This is a genomic window from Sulfitobacter aestuariivivens, assembly GCF_014763045.1.
Classification (GTDB): Bacteria; Pseudomonadota; Alphaproteobacteria; order Rhodobacterales; family Rhodobacteraceae; genus Sulfitobacter; species Sulfitobacter aestuariivivens.
Genome location: NZ_JACTAG010000005.1, coordinates 44,585 through 62,415, shown reverse-complemented (window position 1 = coordinate 62,415; position 17,831 = coordinate 44,585). Strand labels below are relative to the sequence as shown.

The 17,831-nt window shown below is 58.8% G+C and carries 14 protein-coding genes and 2 pseudogenes; 5 read left to right on the top strand and 11 right to left on the bottom strand.

Going from position 1 to position 17,831, the window contains the following annotated elements:
* Positions 1-72: pseudogene (locus H9Q16_RS20945) on the bottom strand (IS6 family transposase); the annotation flags it as partial.
* Between the two features lie 156 nt (positions 73-228).
* Between H9Q16_RS20945 and repC the strand changes: the two are divergent.
* Positions 229-417, top strand: coding sequence for a replication initiation protein RepC (repC, locus tag H9Q16_RS20085; protein ID WP_191077269.1), 189 nt, complete (start codon positions 229-231; stop codon positions 415-417).
* A 60-nt stretch (positions 418-477) separates the two neighbouring features.
* Here the strand turns inward: repC and H9Q16_RS20080 are convergent, their stop codons facing one another.
* Positions 478-1,755: an AAA family ATPase gene (locus H9Q16_RS20080; RefSeq protein WP_191077268.1), complete on the bottom strand. Its 1,278-nt coding sequence runs from the start codon at positions 1,753-1,755 to the stop codon at positions 478-480.
* A gap of 591 nt (positions 1,756-2,346) precedes the next feature.
* On the opposite strand from H9Q16_RS20080, the gene H9Q16_RS20075 reads away from it, so the two are divergent.
* A complete protein-coding gene (locus H9Q16_RS20075; RefSeq protein ID WP_246455896.1) occupies positions 2,347-3,519 on the top strand; it encodes an ATP-binding protein in 1,173 nt (390 codons plus the stop codon).
* On the opposite strand, the gene H9Q16_RS20070 is transcribed toward H9Q16_RS20075, so the two are convergent.
* A complete protein-coding gene (locus H9Q16_RS20070) occupies positions 3,509-4,072 on the bottom strand; it encodes a PAS domain-containing protein (protein WP_191077266.1) in 564 nt (187 codons plus the stop codon). The two genes, H9Q16_RS20075 and H9Q16_RS20070, sit on opposite strands and share 11 nt — an antisense overlap.
* Positions 4,073-4,129: 57 nt before the next feature.
* Here H9Q16_RS20070 and H9Q16_RS20065 point away from each other — a divergent pair, with 57 nt between their 5' ends.
* Both H9Q16_RS20065 and H9Q16_RS20060 read left to right on the top strand, forming a co-directional pair.
* The gene (locus H9Q16_RS20065; RefSeq protein WP_216859530.1) at positions 4,130-7,573 is read left to right on the top strand and encodes a chemotaxis protein CheB; all 3,444 of its coding nucleotides are present in this window, start codon (positions 4,130-4,132) and stop codon (positions 7,571-7,573) included.
* A gap of 7 nt (positions 7,574-7,580) precedes the next feature.
* Complete coding sequence (locus H9Q16_RS20060; protein ID WP_191077264.1) at positions 7,581-7,949, top strand: response regulator; 369 nt, start codon at positions 7,581-7,583, stop codon at positions 7,947-7,949.
* Here H9Q16_RS20060 and H9Q16_RS20055 read toward each other — a convergent pair.
* From H9Q16_RS20055 to H9Q16_RS20025, 7 genes are read right to left on the bottom strand one after another with little or no spacing between them, the layout of a single operon-like run.
* A complete protein-coding gene (locus tag H9Q16_RS20055) occupies positions 7,946-9,256 on the bottom strand; it encodes a TRAP transporter large permease (protein ID WP_191077263.1) in 1,311 nt (436 codons plus the stop codon). The genes H9Q16_RS20060 and H9Q16_RS20055 overlap by 4 nt on opposite strands.
* 4 nt (positions 9,257-9,260) lie before the next feature.
* A complete protein-coding gene (locus H9Q16_RS20050; RefSeq protein ID WP_191077262.1) occupies positions 9,261-9,782 on the bottom strand; it encodes a TRAP transporter small permease in 522 nt (173 codons plus the stop codon).
* Positions 9,779-10,585: a class I SAM-dependent methyltransferase gene (locus H9Q16_RS20045; protein WP_191077261.1), complete on the bottom strand. Its 807-nt coding sequence runs from the start codon at positions 10,583-10,585 to the stop codon at positions 9,779-9,781. Before H9Q16_RS20045 ends, H9Q16_RS20050 begins: the two co-directional genes overlap by 4 nt.
* Positions 10,586-10,627: 42 nt before the next feature.
* A complete protein-coding gene (locus H9Q16_RS20040; protein WP_191077260.1) occupies positions 10,628-11,596 on the bottom strand; it encodes a TRAP transporter substrate-binding protein in 969 nt (322 codons plus the stop codon).
* A gap of 50 nt (positions 11,597-11,646) precedes the next feature.
* On the bottom strand, positions 11,647-12,885 hold the full coding sequence (locus tag H9Q16_RS20035) for an NAD(P)/FAD-dependent oxidoreductase (protein ID WP_191077259.1): 1,239 nt from the start codon (positions 12,883-12,885) through the stop codon (positions 11,647-11,649).
* Positions 12,882-14,000: an enolase C-terminal domain-like protein gene (locus H9Q16_RS20030; protein ID WP_191077258.1), complete on the bottom strand. Its 1,119-nt coding sequence runs from the start codon at positions 13,998-14,000 to the stop codon at positions 12,882-12,884. The genes H9Q16_RS20035 and H9Q16_RS20030 overlap by 4 nt, the downstream gene beginning before the upstream one ends.
* A complete protein-coding gene (locus H9Q16_RS20025) occupies positions 14,000-15,691 on the bottom strand; it encodes a thiamine pyrophosphate-dependent enzyme (protein ID WP_191077257.1) in 1,692 nt (563 codons plus the stop codon). The genes H9Q16_RS20030 and H9Q16_RS20025 overlap by 1 nt, the downstream gene beginning before the upstream one ends.
* Positions 15,692-15,858: 167 nt before the next feature.
* Here H9Q16_RS20025 and H9Q16_RS20020 point away from each other — a divergent pair, with 167 nt between their 5' ends.
* Complete coding sequence (locus tag H9Q16_RS20020) at positions 15,859-16,620, top strand: sulfotransferase family 2 domain-containing protein (RefSeq protein ID WP_191077256.1); 762 nt, start codon at positions 15,859-15,861, stop codon at positions 16,618-16,620.
* A 104-nt stretch (positions 16,621-16,724) separates the two neighbouring features.
* Here H9Q16_RS20020 and H9Q16_RS20015 read toward each other — a convergent pair.
* A pseudogene (locus tag H9Q16_RS20015) lies at positions 16,725-17,726 on the bottom strand (IS30 family transposase).
* Positions 17,727-17,831 lie beyond the last annotated feature (105 nt).

Sequence of the window (17,831 nt, the reverse complement as noted above, 5' to 3'; positions counted from 1 at the left end):
GTACCAACGCACAGCACACAAGATGATCTCACGCGGAAAGCGATGATGCTTGAACGGGGATTTACGCGGCATGTCCAACCTCAAAAGCGCGAAAGTGGCCAAGCCAACCGATTAATGCAACAGTCCCATCGAGACACACCGTGCCATCAAGAAAGGCCACTTTGCCAACAATGAGCCGGGCGTTTTGGACGAGATTGCTTTTGTTGCAAACTTGTTCAAGCTGGCAGCATGACAGGCGGCAGACTTGGCCTAACCAGTGAATTGCATGCTAACGCAACAGAGCCCCTGCAACGGTTCACCGCGATCCAGAGCCACGGCGGATATCTAAGGGCCTTGAGCCAGAAGGCAGAGGAGGGGGCGTTTTCGCCCGGTCCGATGGTGATGGCTTTGTTGAATGGGCAAAAGGTTGTGGCGTGATGGTAAAGTTGACAGCTGTCAACTTTTCACCGTGCGCTGCGTGGTTGACAGCTGTCAACTTTATCCGATCGCATCCCGCCGCTTGGATTTGGCAACGTTTTTCCAGGCGATTTCCAGCAAATCCACGGTCAGTTCCGCATCGCGGTCGAGGTACCGGCAGATAGCTTTGACATGCTGAAGCAGAAAGCCAGGATGAGCACCGGAGGTGACGATGTCTTTGGCTTCGTATTGCTGATCAAAGAAGGTATTGACCACGTCTGGCTTGAATTCGATGCCGCGCTCGTTGCAGGCATCGGAAAAGATCTGAACGTATTCTTCGCGGGTCGGGGAGGGCACCATAATTTTGAAATAGATCCGACGCAACGCGGCGCCGTCGCCCAGTTCTTCGGGGATCATGTTGGAGGAGAAAACGACAAGCTGATCGAAGGGGATGGTAAATTTTTTCCCCGTGTGAAGCGACATGATGTCGAAGCCTTTTTCCAAAGGCACAATCCAGCGGTTGAGGAATTCCTGCGGCGTGGAAACCTGCCGGCCAAAGTCATCGAGGACGAACACGCCACCGAGCGCCTTGAGGTGCATGGGCGCTTCGTAGAAACGCGAGGTTGCCTCAAACCGCAGATCCAGCATGTCGAGCGTCAGTTCGCCGCCCGAGATCACCACGGGCCTGTGGCAGGGGACCCAGCGGGTATCCAGCTTGGTCGCGCCTTCGGGCAATTCAGCCACCTCGTGCAGGGTTTCGTCAAAGAAGCGAATGATCTGGTTCCCGACGATGGTCGCATGCGGCATGAAGATGACGTCTTTGAAGGACTTGCCAAGCGCCTCTGCAATGGAGGTCTTGCCGTTGCCGGGCTCACCGTACAGCAGGATGGATCGGCCGGAATTCGCGGCTGGGCCAAGCTGTGACATCATGTGCCTGGGAATAACAAGATGGCTCAGAGCGTCTTCCAGTTCGGAGCGGTGGATTTCCTCGTGGTTGATAGACTGGCGTTCGATTTGCTTGCAGAAGCGTTCGAAGGTGACCGGGGCAGGGCCCACATATTGCGAGGCCATCATCGCCTCAAGCGCCCATTTGTGGCCCGCATCGGTCAGTGAATAGCGAATGTCGGATTTGATATCTTCGGATTCGAGGCCCTGGGATTCCAACAAGTTCAGCGATACCATTTCGTTGATCAGCTGACGGCAGACGATGCGGGGCAATTTGACGACCTCACCGACTTCTGCGGGTGTCAATGTGCCGCCTTCGTAAAAGACCTTGGTGGCCAGACCGATCAGAAAGCTGGTGGTAAGCCCGGTCTCTTCTACTGTGCGGGGAGGGGCGTCGTATTCAAAAAGGTCCACTCAAATCTCCATCGTCAAACTATGCTTTGGCGGTACTGTGCTGTATAGCCCTACGGTTTCAAAGCCTTTTTTGCCACGCAGCGCGTTCTGCAGAGGTTATGTGCTATATCCCCCGCCCAACGGCGCGTGCCCGGATTGGATTGTTCACAAGGTCGGGTGGAATGCGACCCTGACGGCGGTATTGTTGCGCGCGCAATTGGGGGTTGAGGGTGGCGGGATGCTGGCAAACTAGTCTTTACGATGATCAGGATTCCCGTGCGGATACCTTTGGACATAGCGACGGCTTGAAAAGATGCAGCCGGTCCAGCCTGGGTGGTTTAACATTTGTTATACCAACGCGCGCTTTTGACAGTGATCTGCGGTGGCTTTGGCCCGATTATCACAGGTTTAAGGATTTTCGCAGGCGGACCGGGTGCGTCGATTGGTTTTGGAGGATAGACGGCGGACATACCCGGCCAGCGGGCGCATGCGTCGGATGCTGTATCGCGGCCGACGGTGTGCGGCGGTATTGTGGGGAATAGCCCTTGCTAATTGGTGAGACTGACCATCAAAAACTTGCAAATCTTCTATCTGATGGCATAAATGCAAGGTATGATACGTCGGAATGACCATGCAGATCTGGAACGCGCGCTGGATACGCAGGCGGGCGTTGTCCTGTTGGGCCCTCGGCAGGTCGGCAAAACGACGCTGGCGCAAGACATCGCAGACGCGCGCGACGCGGTCTATCTGGACATGGAGCGGCCCGGAGACAGGCACGTGCTGGCAGAGGCCGATCTTTACCTGGATGAACAGGTGGGCCGGCTGGTGGTGATCGACGAAGTGCAGTTGATGCCCGGATTGTTCAGTGCGCTGCGTGGACAGATCGACAGACGGCGCCGGGCAGGGCACCGCACCGGGCAATTTCTGCTGTTGGGGTCCGCGTCGGACGCATTGTTGCGTCAGAGCGCTGAATCCCTGGCCGGGCGGGTAAGCTATCATGAATTGACGCCCTTTGTGCTGGATGAAGTGGGGCAGGGGGCGCAGCAGACGCTGTGGCTGCGCGGGGGATTTCCGGATGGTTTTCTGGCCCCGTCCGACCGCGACAGCCTGCGGTGGCGCGAGGATTTCATACGGACCTATCTGGAACGCGACATCCCGTCGTTTGGCCTGCGCATTCCGGCAGAGACGCTGCGGCGGTTCTGGACCATGCTGGCGCACGAGCAGGGCGGCGTGCTGAATGCGGCGCGGATTGCGGCGGGGCTGGGGGTCTCGGGGCAAAGCGTGGCGCGGTATCTTGATCTGTTGGTTGATCTGATGCTGGTGCGCCGTTTGCCGCCCTGGCATGCGAATGCGGGCAAGCGTCTGGTCAAATCGCCCAAGGTTTTCATTCGCGATGCCGGGCTGACCCACGCGCTGTTGGGGCTTGGGACGGTCGAGGCGCTGCTGGGTCATCCGGTGGTGGGCGGATCCTGGGAAGGGTTTTGCATCGAGAACCTGATTGCGGCTGCCCCGCGCGGAACGCAGGCCAGTTTCTATCGCTCTGCCGCGGGGGCCGAGATTGATCTGATCCTGCGCTTGCCCGACCAGCAGCTTTGGGCGATCGAGATCAAGCGCACGACACGTCCCAAGGTGACGCGCGGGTTCCATATTGCAGCGAATGATCTGGGCGTGGCGGCGCGGTTGCTGGTCTATGCAGGCGATCGCGAGGTGCCGGGAGAGGGGGGCGTGCGGGCCCTGCCGTTGGCGGATGCCATGGCGCGCCTGCGCGCTGCGGTCACGTCTTAGGGTTGCCGGCGCGTCTGTCCGAGATGATTTGCAGGGTTTGCCACGATTGCAGCAACTGCACCGCGGATGTGGCCGCAATGCGCCGCCGTTCAATGCGCAGCTCGAGCGCGCGCGCGACGGCGCCGGACATGCTGGGCGGAAAAACGGTGGTGCCGTTGTCAGTGATCTCTTGTTTTTCGTCGGGCGTCAGTTCGAACTGCCCGCCCAGGACAAGCTGCCGCGACCCTTCCGGGTTTTTGATGGGTTCAAGCAGCAGAAGGTTGAAAAACTGCGTGCCGTCCTTGCGGCGGTTGTTCAAAATGACCTGCGTGCGCCGTTTTTCCTCAAGCGCCAGTCTGATTTCAGCGCGGGCTTCGTCGTTTTCCAGATCACCCTGCAGAAACCGGCAGTTTTCGCCCAAATGGCTATCCGAATAGCCCGTCAGCGCACGAAAGGCGGCGTTCATATAGACCAGCGGATGATCGGGTTCAGACACGTCCGAGACGGTGAGCGCGTGCGGCACGCGATCCAACGTGGCGTCAAGTGAGCTAAAGTCGAGTTTGCTGTTTGCCATCAAAGACCTGCTACTCTAATTTCCACAGAAATTCCCCTTGGATATCTGTTTTTTCGTATGCCCCAAATGCAAAGTACTTCGTCTCAGCTTGTGGTCGGGATCGGCGCGTCGGCGGGGGGTCTTGAAGCCTTCCGTCAGCTTTTAGCGGGTTTGCCCGATGAACACAATTTGGCCCTTGTCCTGATCCAGCATCTGGACCCCGATCACGAGAGCCTGATGCCCGAACTTGTCGCGGCGCGGACCAAGTCGCCGGTGCACAGTGTCAAGAACGGCATGACGATCGAACCGGGGCATATCTATCTGATGCCGCCCGGGTACGAGATGGAAATGGATGGTCTGACCCTGAAACTGGCGGAATTTGACTCTCCGCGTGGACTGCGCCGCCCGATCGACCGGTTCTTCAAGAGCCTTGCAAAAGAGCACGGCGAACATGCAGTGGCGGTGGTGTTGTCGGGCACCGGGAGCGATGGCGCCAACGGCGCGCGCGAGATCAAGGGGGCAGGCGGGCTGGTTCTGGTGCAGGAACCCAAGCAGGCCAAGTATGACGGGATGCCGCAATCGGTGCTGGATCTCAGCGGTGCCGATGTTGTCAGCAATGCCGAAGAGATCATTGATGTTGTGCGCGATTACTTCAATCTGCGCGGCGACGGTGAGGGCGGTTTCGGATCGGATGAGGAATTTCTCGGTCGCATCCTGCGGCACGTGCGGTTCCGCACGGGCCATGATTTCGCCGACTACAAGGATGCCACGATGTTGCGGCGCGTGGCGGTGCGAATGTCTGTTCTGAACATGATTGAGGCCAATGATTACCTCAAATTCATCGTAGAGAACAAAAAAGAAGCAGACATGCTGTTTCGCGATCTGCTGATCAACGTCACCAGCTTTTTCCGTGATCCTGAACATTTCGAGGTCATGAAAAAGGAAGTCATCCCCGATCTGGTAGAAGACACCCCCGAACACGGAGAGTTGCGGATCTGGGTGGCGGGATGTTCGACGGGTGAGGAAGCCTATTCCATTGGGATGCTGGTGGACGAGGAAATCAACCGCCTGAATAAGCAGTGCAAGGTCGTGATCTTTGGCACGGATATCGACGAACAGGCGCTGCGCACCGCCCGCGCAGGGCGGTATCCTGACACGATTGTCGACAGTGTGCCCGTGGATCTGCTTGAGCGGTATTTCAGGCCCATTGCGGATGGCTATGAAGTGGGTCCGCAATTGCGCGAAATGGTCCGGTTTTCGCGCCACAGCTTCATCAAGGACCCGCCGTTTTCCAAGGTTGATCTGGTGTCGTGCCGCAATGTGCTGATCTATCTCAAGGATTCCCTGCAAGACGTGACCAGCCGTGTGTTTCACTATGCGTTGCGCGAAAAGGGGTATCTGTTCCTGGGGCCCAGTGAAAATCCCAAGTCTATTTCCCAGTATTTCCACGAAACCGCTGCCCGTGCGCGCATTTTTCGCAGAATGGCCGGGCAGGCGCGTCCGCTGAACCTGGGCAGTCTGTCGGGTGCGGTCTTGAACCGGCCCGCCAGCACGCCGGACACGGCCCGGAACCCGTCACAGCTAAGCGACACAGAACGCGTTATACTGGATGAATATGCGCCTGCGCATCTGCTGGTTGATGCCGAAGGCAATGTGACCTTTTCGTCCGAGAGTGCTGCGCGCTACCTTGCGGTGCGCAGCGGCAAGATCAGCACCAATTTGTTCAACTTCGTGGCGCCCGCACTTGAAGCGACGTTCCGACGTGCGGCCCGCATCAAAGCGACGCCTGGCGATACCAGCGAATTCGATTTTCAGGGCGAAATCGCCGGGGTCAAGCAACGGCTGGTGGTCTCAGCGCGGCGGATGGACGATGGCGGCGTGTTGTATGTGATCCGGGACAATTTGCAATTGCTGGATGCGCGCCCGTCCGTTGACGGGGAATTGGCCAGCCATCAGGACACCTATATGCGCCAGTTGGAATCCGAACTGGATGACGCCAAGCAAGAAGTCCGCACCACCGTCGAAGAGCTTGAGACATCAAACGAGGAGCTGAAAAGCTCGAACGAAGAAATGATGTCGATGAACGAAGAGCTTCAGTCGGCCAACGAGGAACTGACCACCATCAATGATGAGTTGCAGGAAAAGCTGCGGGAGCTGAACCAGGCGAATATCGACCTGAGCAATTTTGTGCAAAGCGCGCGCGTGCCGACCGTGTTCCTTGATTCCGAGCTGAATTTGCTGCGCTTTACCCCCGAAGCCGAAGAATATTTTCGTTTCGGGCCAAATGACATCGGCCGTCCGCTGGTCGATTTGAATGCCGAAGTTGATCAGGACAAATTGCTGGAGCTGTGCCGGCAGACCGTCGAAGACCTTAGAGAGCGCGAAGAAGAATTCGAAAGCAAGGACGGGGACATTCATCTGTCTGTGCGTGTGATGCCCTATTCGCCGGACGGTGGGCAAAGCCGGGGCGCTGTGTTCACCCTGCAGGATGTGACCGAACTGCGCGACGCCATTCAGGCCGCGGACGAGGCCAAAGCCGTCGCCGAAGACCAGATGGAGGAGGTCGAACAGATCTATGCCACAAGCCCGATGGCGATGACGCTGATCGACAAGGACATGAGATATCTGCGGGCCAATCAGAAACTGGCAGAGATCAACGGCGTCCCTCTTGACCGTCACATCGGTCGAACAATCCGCGAAATTATTCCTGCCGTTGCAGACCATACCGAGGCGCTGGTCCGGCGGGTTCTGGAAACCGGAGAGCCGATTTTGGCCGAGCCGGTCTATGGCCATACGCAAAATGAACCCGATGTCGCGCGAGTCTGGAAAAGCGATTGGGTGCCGTATTACAGGGGTGGGGAAGTCGCTGGCGTTTCTGTCCACGTGCTCGAAATCACCGAGCAAGTAGAGGTAGCGGACAATCTGCGCCAGATCATGGGAGAGCTGGAACACCGGGTCAAGAATATGCTGTCGAACGTCAATGCGCTGGTCAATCGTGCGGGGCGTGAGGCGACGACCGACAAGCAGGTGTTCGACACACTGACCAAGCGGATCAACGGTTTGGCGAACACGCATGCCCTGCTGACTGCTGAAACCTGGTCATCGGCCAGCCTGGCAAACATCATCGCGCCGGAAACGATTGATGTGTACGGCGCAGAACGCGTCACCCTGTCGGGGCCCGAGATACATGTGACGTCCGAGGCGACGGTATCCATCGGCATGGCCATTCACGAACTGGCAACCAATGCCGCGAAATACGGGGCATTCACCAGCCCCGATGGCCATGTTTCGGTGTCATGGTCGCGGATCACGGATGCGACGAACGATCGGTTACGCTTGGAATGGGTCGAAACCGGCGGCCCTGCGGTAACGGCATCGGATCGCAAGGGTTTTGGCACGCAGCTGATCAACTCTACAATTGAAGGCAACTTAAGCGGAAAAGTGACACGAAATTGGGAACCAGACGGACTGAAGGTTGTTATCGAAATAGCTTTCGAAGAGGTGACGGGTGTCGTTGGATGAATGCCGCATGTTTGAGGGATTGAAAATCCTGTATCTGGAAGATGAACCACTTGTGGCGCTTGATACAAGTGAACACCTTGAAGAACTTGGATTTTCTTCGGTCGAAGCAGTATCGCGGTTGCAGCGCGCAGAAGATCTGGTTGCGGAAACCACCTTTGATCTGGCGCTGCTCGACATCAATGTGGATCGCGGTCAGACAAGTCTGGAGCTGGGTGAAATGCTCGTAGAAAAAGGGACCTGTGTTGTTTTTGCATCAGGGAACAGCAGCGCTGCGATCAGTCTGGCGCGGGACGAATATCACTTTCTGGACAAGCCTTTTTCGCTTGCGCAACTGACACAAAAGCTTGCGGATGCGCTGCAGCGACAGACGGTCTAGCCCGGCGCTTGTCGCACGTTATCGGGAAGCCAGGTGGCCAGTTCCGGGAACCAGATCAACACAAAGACCATCAGCACCATGATCAGGAACATCGGGATCGCGGCGCGCGCGATGAACGACATCTCGTGATCGGTCATGCCTTGCAGCACGAACAGGTTAAACCCGATGGGCGGTGTGATCTGCGCCATTTCAACGACGACGACGATGAAGATGCCGAACCAGATCATGTCGATCCCGGCTTCGCGCACCATCGGTTCTACCACGGCCATCGTCAGGACCACCGACGAGATACCGTCGAGGAAACAGCCCAGGATGATGTAAAAGACCAGTAGCACCATCAGCAACTGGAACCGGCTGAGATCAAGGGCGGCGATGCCATCGGCCAGCGCGCGGGGCAGGCCGGTGAACCCCATCGCAAGCGACAGAAAGGCCGCACCGGCAAGGATCAGCGCGATCATGGCAGAGGTGCGGGTGGCCCCCATCAGGCTTTCGGTGAAGGTTGACCAGTTAAGCGAGCCCTGCAGCGCAGCCAGCACCAGCGCGCCGATGACGCCGATGGCGGCCGCTTCGGTTGCGGTGGCAATGCCTGCGAACATCGATCCGATGACGGCTGCAATCAGGCACATAACAGGGATCAGGAAGCGCGAATTCTTCATCTTGTCGGCGAAAGACATGCCGGTTTCGACGTCGGGTTTCCAGTCGCGACCCACGAAGGAATAGATCGCCACATAGGCCATGAACATGCCCGCCAGCACGAGGCCCGGGACGACGCCCGCAAAGAACAGCTTGATGATGCTTTCGTTGATCGTGACACCGTAGACGATCAACGTCAGCGAGGGCGGGATCATCAGGCCCAGCGTGGCCGCACCTGCCAGTGTGCCGATGACCATTTTTTCGGGGTACTGGCGCGCGCGCAACTCGGGGATCGACATTTTGCCTACCGTCGTCAGCGTCGCGGCGGATGATCCCGACACGGCGGCAAAGACCGTACAGCCCACGATATTGGTATGCACCAGCCCGCCGGGCAGGCGCGCCATCCACGGGGCCAGCCCGCGGAACATGTCCTGGGATAATCGGGTTCGAAATAATATCTCGCCCATCCAGATGAACAGGGGCAGGGCGGTCAGGGTCCAGCTGCTGGACGCGCTCCAGATGGTTGTGGCCATCCGGTCGCCTGTGGGACCAGAGGCAAAAAGCTCCATTCCGACATAGGCCACGCCGATCAGCGCAAGGCCAACCCAGACGCCGGTACCCAAAAGCAGAAAGAGGATGAAAAGGAAAAGGGCGATGACATAGGCTTCTTGCATGGCTCTACTCCGCGTGGGCGTCGGTGACATCGCGCACGATGCGGTGTTTGCCGGTGACAAGAAGGGTGATCAGGTTGTCGGTCAGCGCGATGGCCAGAATGATCGCGCCGACCAGCACCGGGGTATAGACCATCCACATCGGCGTGGCGTCCTGACCTTGGCTTACGTCATTGAATTTTATGGCAAACCCAACCATGCGCCAGATGTACCAGCTGACGTACCACGCCGCCGCCGTGGCGATGGAGAAGCACCAGACTTCCAGAAAGAACCGCATCCGTTCGCCGACGACATTCAGCAGGATCGACACCCGGATGTGACTGCCCTTGTTGAGCGCCGAGGCAAAGGCGAGGAAGGATGCTGCGGCCATGGCATAGCCTGCATAGTCAGGCGCGCCGGGGAACACTTCACCTGTCCAGCGGGCCAGCATCTGGATCACGATGAGCGCCAGGATGATGATAAGGCACAGGGCGGCCAGCACGGCGGCCAGCGTATAGAGTGCATCGAGCAGACGGCGGACCACGGTCATTGTCGTGTCCCCGCAAAGAGCAGGCTGGGCATGGGCACTTCGTATCCTGTGTCAGTTTCATAAGGGGCCATTGCGGCGTTCATCCGGTCACGGATGATGTCCTGCACGTCCGGGGCTTGCGCCCCGACGATCAGCGGCACACGCACGCCAAAGGACATGAAAAAATCAAAGAAATCGACAGTCGGCGCGATCAGCACGGTTTCAAGCCGCCGGGTCGAGATGTCGGTAAATCCCGCCGTTGTCATCATCGCCGCGACGGTTTCTGGGTCTGACAGCGCATAGGCATCCGGGGCGGGATCTGCCAATGCCATGTCTGCTTCGGCCTTCATCACCTCGAAAAGCCCGGCATAGAGCGCGGAATCCGATGGCGCGGTCCATTGGCTGAACGCAAACCGGCCACCGGGGCGCAGCACGCGCGCGGCTTCGGACATGGCTTTGGCCGGGTCGATCACATGAAACAGACCCATATTGCAGGCCGCCGCGTCAAAGCTGGCGGTGTCGTGGGGCATATCAAGGATATCCCCGATCCGGAAAGCCAGATCGGGAAACCGCTTTTGCGCGGTCTCGATCATGGCGGGGGCAAAATCTATTCCTTCCGCGTTGATCAGCAACGCGGCGGCGGCCCCGGCCACATAGCCCGGCCCACAGGCCAGATCGATCAGCCGCATACCGGGCCGCAGGTGCAGCGCATCCAGCAGTGCAGGCACAATCTGCAACGTCGCAAGGGCGGTCGCGCCGTCATAGCGGCCCGCGCGGTCGTGCCATCCCTGGCGTTCGGCAGAGTGGAAGGCGTCAAATGTCATGGGAAATCGGGCAGGGCCGTCTGCGGCCCTGCCCCTTTTTCATCAGTTGGCTTTGTAGGCATCCACGATGGCCGTGCCATCGTCACCAGCCGCTTCCAGCCATTCTGCTGTCATTGTCTCGCCGATCTCTTGCAGTTCGCTGACCAGCTGATCACCCGCACGCCCGACGGTCATGCCGCCTTCCTTGAGGCCGTCCAGCGTGAACTGGGTATAGGCCTTGGAAGCCTCCAGCCCATCGGCGGCGGCTGTTTCTGCGCACGCCGTGATCGCGGCCTTGTTGGCGTCAGAGACCCCGGCCCAAACTTCGGAGTTTACCATCACGTGGTTGTAGGGCAGCCAGGCGTCAACCTCGTAGAAGTGGCTGAGCGATTCCCAGACTTTGCGGTCATAGCCCGTTGCACCGGACGAGATCATAGATTCTGCCACACCCGTCGCGAAAGCCTGCGAAATCTCGGCCGCTTCGATGGTCACCGGCAACATGCCTGTCAGTTCCGCCAGCCGCGATGTGGCGTTGTTGTAGGACCGGAACTTGATGCCTTCCATATCGGCGACAGAGTTCACTTCCTTGTTGAAGTAGAGGCCCTGAGGCGGCCATGGCACGGAATAGAGCAGTGTCAGGTTCTGATCGGCCAGTACCTCTTCGAGCTTGGGCTTGGCCGCGGCCATCAATTTGCCGCTGTCCTCGAAAGAGGTGGCAAGGAACGGCACGCTGTCAAAGCCAAAGACCGCGTTTTCGTTCTGGTGGCCGGACAGCAGGCGTTCACCAATCGGGACTTGCCCGGTCTGGATCGCGCGCTTGATGTCGGCACCTTTGAAAAGCGAGCCTGAGGGGTGCACGGTGATGTTGATCTCGCCATTGGTGCCCGCGCCCACGCATTCCGCGAACTTCGCGCCGTTCTCAGAGTGGAAGTTGGTGGCGGAATAGGCCATCGGCATATCCCAGTCTTCGGCCAGGGCAGGGGCGGCGACAATCGCCGTTGCCAGCGCGAGGGCTGTGAATGTTTTCGTCATTGGTGATCTCCTTGTTGAATGTGCGGCCCGTTCGGGGCTCTTGATTGACCTTAGGTCGCGAAACGATTGGGCGAATATGTCGACATGTCAATGTTTGGCGGCGCACCCATGATCATGTTGGCCAGCAATCGGCCGGTTTTCGGGCCGCCGGTCAGGCCGATGTGATGGTGTCCGAAGGCGGTGAAAACGCCCGTTTGCCCCACTTCGCCGATCAGCGGAAGGCTGTCGGACGGGGCAGGACGGTGGCCCAGCCATTTTTCCGTACCGGCGTATTTCAGGTCAGGGTAGGCGGCCTTGACCTGCCGGCGCAACAGCTTGAGCGGTCCTTTGCTTGGCCCCGCGTCCAACCCGCCGAATTCCACGACGCCAGCACAGCGCAGGCCCGCGTCCATTGGCGTTGCCACGAATTTTCCTGCCGCGACCATCGTCGGGGAAAGGGCGCCGTTGGTCGCGCCCTCGAAAAGAATGTGATAGCCGCGCTCTGTTTCCAGGGGCACTTTGATGCCCATCTTTTCCATCAGCGGTTTGGACCAGACACCCGTGGCGATCACCACCTGATCGCAGGGCACTGGTCCGTCTTTTGTCCGGACGGCTGTGACCTGTCCGCCGGTCCTTTCGAAATCTTTGACTTCGGTCTGGCGCAGAGTGCCGCCCATGCCCTGAAACACCTCGGCCAGATGCGCGACATAGCCCCCCGGATTGCGAATCGTGCCATGTGCTTTCATCGTGGCCAGAAGGTTCACGCCGGAAAGGTTGGGTTCGCGATCTTTGACGGCGTCGCCCTCTGTGATCTCAGGCGCAAAGCCCGCCTTGCGCCGCAACTTCCAGGTATAGCTGTCGGCCTCGAACGCGGCGCGGTCCTTGTAGGCGAAATGGTAATCGCAGTCGGTGACCCAGCGTGCGGCATCTGTGCCTGCGGTCAGCGCCTTGTGCTGTTCCACCGTGTCGCTGGTGATGGGGGTCAGCCCCTTTGCAATGCGGCGCGTGTCGCGGTCATTTGCGTTGGCCAGATACCTGACCAGCCACGGTGCAAGGCGCGGCAGATAGGACCAGCGCAGGAACAGCGGAAAGTCCGGATTCATCACCAGTTTGGGCGACTTGGCCACCAATCCGGGTATGGTGACAGGCACCATTGCGCAGGCAGCAAGCACGCCGGCATTGCCATAAGATGTTCCCTGACCCGGCGCGCCGCGGTCCAGAATGGTCACCTCGGCCCCTAGCCGCCGCAGCCAGATGCCGGTCGAGACGCCGACGATGCCTGCGCCGATGATGACGATGTTCTTGCTCATGTGCCGGACCTTTGAATGGCATAATGCGCGACCTTATCGGGATCGGGCGAAATGCCAAGGCCCGGGCCGTCTGGCACGATGACCTCCCCGTCCTTGACCGGGAAGGGATCTGCCAAAATGTCCTGCACGAGGAAATAGCTGGCTTGATAGAATTCGCAGCCCAGCGTGATTTCGGGGGTTGCGGCGATCATGTGGGTTCCGGCCAGATGCGCCAGACCCGCCTCGAACATGTCGCCGCCATAGGCCGTCAGCCCCGCCGCACCAGCCATGCGCGCGACGGTCTGAGCACGGGTCAGCCCGCCCGCCTTCATGACCTTGATCGATACGCCGTCTGCGATGCGCTCTTGAATTGCGCGACCCATGTCTTCGGGGCCAAAGACGCTTTCATCGGCCAGCAGGGGCACGTTGATATCGTCCCTGATCCGCGCCATAAGGTCGAATAGATGCGCCTTGACGGGTTGTTCGATGAAGGTTGGGGCAAAGCCTGCCACATCGCGGACCTGAGACAGCGCAGTGTCAGGATGCAGACCCTGGTTATAGTCAACGCGAATATCAAACTCAGGAAAATCTGCGCGCAGGCGTTCCAGCCGCAGAATGTCAAAGGCATGATCCTTGAACCCTGTCTTGAGCTTGATGATCCGCACGCCGTCGTCCCGAAGGCGCGCCATCAGCGCCAGATCCTTGTCAAAGTCCGGATCGGCGATGGAACAACTTAGCGGGATCGTCGATCGGCAGCGCCCGCCCAACAGCGCCCAGACGGGCAATCCGCTGATGCGCCCCTGCAAGTCCAGCAGGGCGGTTTCCAACGCGGCCTTGGCTTCGGTGCAATGGGCCACCGCGTACCGGGCGTCCGCCAGTATCGCGGCACGGTCCGCTAAGGGCCGGCCAACGACATGGGGCCGGATATAGCGGTCAATGGCGGCAAAACTCGCCTCGGCAGAGCCGGTAAACACCGACCAGCTCGATGCCTCGCCCCAGCCTTCGGTACCATCTTCGGCGCGCAGCCGCAGGATCACCAGATCAACGCTGTGTTCCACAGACCCGATGCCGTGATCGCGTCGCGCATTCACCGGCAACTGGATGTGCCAGACGTGCATATGGGTGATCTGCTGCATCAGCCCATCCAACGCCGCACCGGGGCTGCGGCCTGCTCAAGCGGTTGAGTGATCACATCAACCAGCGTGGGGCCGTCGTGGGCAATGGCCTCGCGCAGCACGCCCTCCAGCGCGGCGGGGTCCTCGACCTTCCACGATTTCACACCGTAGGCTGCCGCAACGGCGGCCTGATCGACGCGCCCAAAGTCGACGTTGTGATAGCGCGCGCCCTTGTCGTCTTTCTGGCTCGCCTTGATCCAGCCGAATGAGGCGTTGGAAAAGACCACATAGGTGATGTTTGCACGCGCGCGACAGATCGTTTCAAGCTCGCCTACGGTGAACCCGAATGATCCGTCGCCCATCATCGCCACGACCTTGCTGCCCGGCCGCCCGTACCACGCGCCAAGTGCCGCCGACATGGCATAGCCCAAAGCCCCGTGCGCGCGGTTTGTGATAAAGTACCGCCCCGGTTTCGGCAGTTCGTAAAAGGCCGAGAAATAGGGGCAACTGGTACCGGGATCGCTGAGGATGGTGGCATCCTCGGGTAACACGCGCTGGAGCGTCGCGATCACCCGTTCTGGCAGGATGGGCGCGGCATCACTTTCCGCCAGCTTGTGAAAGGCCTCGAACTTGCGGCGTTTGATATCTGCCGCCGCCGCTGCCCCGCCAAATGTGTCATGGCCCTGATCGCGCGCGTCAAGTACCGCGTTGACCGCCGCCAGCGCCAACCGCAGATCCGCCACCACGCCGACTTCTGCGGGGTAATTCGCGCCAATCACCATCGGATCGCTGTCAAAATGCACGATGCGGCTGCCGGGCTTTGGTGCCTCCCACCGCGCCGTGGTGGTAGAGCCCGCCCGACAGCCCATGAAGATCACCAGATCTGCGTTTTCCATCGCCTCCCACGTCTGACCCGTGCCGCCATTAGAGCCGACGACGCCGACCGCGTTGGGGTGATTTTCGGCCAGCGCGCCCTGGCCCGAAATGGACGTGGCGACAGGAATATCAAGCCGGGTTGCCAAGCGGTCCAGCTCGTCCCACGCGCCGGCAATGACCACACCGCCGCCGCAGACAATCAAAGGAGATTTGGCCGTCAGGATCGCATCGACCGCCGCTTCTGCCGCGCCGGGGGCAGGGGCCGCAGGATAAGCAGGATAGGTGGTATGCGCCGGATCGGCCCAGATATCATCGGGATCTACCGGGTCGTACTGAATGTCATAGGGCAGACCAAGATGCGCCGCACCGGAGCGCCCGGTGGTCATCGCCCGAAATGCCGCGCGGACCATGCGCGGAATGTGTGCCGACTGCTTGATCACGGTATTCCACTTGGTCACAGGTGCCATCAGCGCCTCTTGGTCGACCTCGGTCAGGGGGTATTTTCCATAGGTTCCTACAGAAATATCCGTCGTGATCCCCAGCACCGCATAAGAGGATTCCGATGCCTCGATCAGCCCCGGGAGAATATAGGTCGCGCCCCCACCCGAGGGCCCCTCGCAGACGCCCGGCCGTCCGGTCACGCGCGCATAGGCGTCGGCCATGTAGGCGGCAGACCGTTCATCGCGGGTCAGAACATGGGTGATCTCGTGCTCAAGCCCGCGCAGCGAATCATAGAGCGGCAGGCTGGTGTCGCCACACAGACCAAAGATGTGCCTGACCTTGTGGGCCTCCAGCATGCGCACAAAGGCATCCGCGCCGTTCATCTCGTTCGACACTGTCTTCCCCCCGGATCAAGTGTACGGGCATCTTACGACTTTGCGGGCCGGTGGGAATGGCTTTCGAACGGTCGGGTCCGGCAACATTCTGACCATTGACTGTTGAAGACACCGGTCAGGTGCTATTAAACGCGCAAAACGCAGACACAGATCGTTCGAAAGGACCAATGCTGCGTCCGGATCGATACCATAAGGCAGAGGCGATGCTAAAATCCTATCCAAGTTACCGCCCGGTCTTTGGAGCGACGGAATTCCGCAGACGCAACATGCATTACCTGTTGCCAAACGAAGAGGGAAAGGCGTTCCTCTATACCTACATCCGCAAGAATGCCTGCACATCGTTCAAAATGTTGATGATGGACCGTGTGGGAGCCAAAGCGCCCCGATCGCTTGAGAAAATCAGGAAATTTCGCACGCCGGTCGGATTTCGGGACTGGGATCAGGCGCTGCTTGTCTATCGCGATCCCGTCGACCGGGCGATTTCGGCCTTTACCAACAAGTTCATTGATGGATCAGGGAATGTGGATATTTTTCGCAGCTTCGAGGCCCTGACAGGCAAGGATGCCGCGTCCGCGACTTTCCGGGATTACCTGTCCTATACCAGGAACCCTTTTTCCAAGCTTGACCCGCACACTTGGCCGCAAAAAGCCCACTTGATGGACGGGGAATATTCCATCGTGGTCGAGATGAAGGAAATCTCCAAGGTCATGAAGGCGGAATTGCCCTCGGTTGCCGGGTACTTTCGCAAACCGTTGAATTCATCAAATACCGGTGCCGAAAGCACAGAAGACCTAAGCGATGTACCCGCCAACCAGATCGCAAAATACAGCAAGTCCAGTTTCGAGGCGCTGCGGCCTGAGTTTGAAGACGTCTATGCCGTCGATATGGAGATGATCGCGCAGATCAAGAAGAACACGCCAGAGGGCTGATCGTGAGGGCCCGGAGTAATGCCCTTTGGCTGCGATTTCTGAGGATGTGAACCTTTGTGAGCGATACTTGAAGCGCGACTCTTGTTAGCCTCAGAGTAGGGGTCTCACCGCAATTCCTCCATCATCTTTTCGCGGAACACTTCTGCCGGTGTCTTCCATCCGAGGCATTTGCTCGGTGTGTTGTTGAGGCGATCGCAGATCACCTTCATATCGTGATCTGTGCATCGCCGGATGTCGCGCTTACGGGGCAGCCATCTTCTAAGCCTGCGGTTTGTGTTTTCGACTGTGCCTTTTTGCCAAGGTGAGGATGGGTCACAGAACCAAGTTTGCGTGCCGATCTCGGCCTGGAGGTGCGGCCAGCTGACGAACTCTGTCCCACGGTCAAAGGTGATTGACTTGCGCGCAGTTAGGAGGAGGTCACGGATGGCTTCCATGATCTTACCCATGACCGGCTTGGTCCGTTTGTTTGGGTTCTACAGGATCACTGTGAATCTGCTGATACGTTCGACCATTGAGGTCACATTGGTCTGCCCAAGCTTTTGTTTGAACAGCATCAAACCGGCCTCCCAGTGACCGAACTGGCGACGGTGCGCGACATCATCAGGGCGGAATAGGAGGCTGACATCGCGATGGAATTTGGGCTCTCTACGGCGTCTGGTTCGTCTCGGCCTACGGACAACACAGTGGGTGGGCAAGTACCACCACAGATCATCAAGCTGACCTTCCTTGGAATAGATGTATCGATAAATGGTTTCCTGACAGACTCCGGGCACAGCTCTTTCATGGATCATCCTGTTGCTGATCTGTTCAGGTGTCCAACCGTTCTTGAGCCGTTCGGCCACGCGTTTAACGAGTTCCGGGTGCTTGATCAGCTTACGCTGCCGCGCGCGGCGATCTGCCGTCATCAACTGGGCGGCAGCACCGAAATAGCCATCACATTTAGGCATGCTTTCATCGCGGAAATGATTGCGCTTCAGCTCACGAAAAATCGTCGAGCGACAGCGCTTCAAGACACGGGCCATCTCATCAACAGGGACCTTTGCGTGTCTCCAGCGTTCTATCTTGCGTCGCTCTGTGATACTCAGTTGACTATAAACGGCTCCCATACCGATTCCTCTTGTTAGATAACATGTTGTTTTCTAACAGAATTGCAGTTGGAGGTAGCGCGCGCGCGGCTACACCTTTTAGGGCATAAGGTAGATTATGTTATT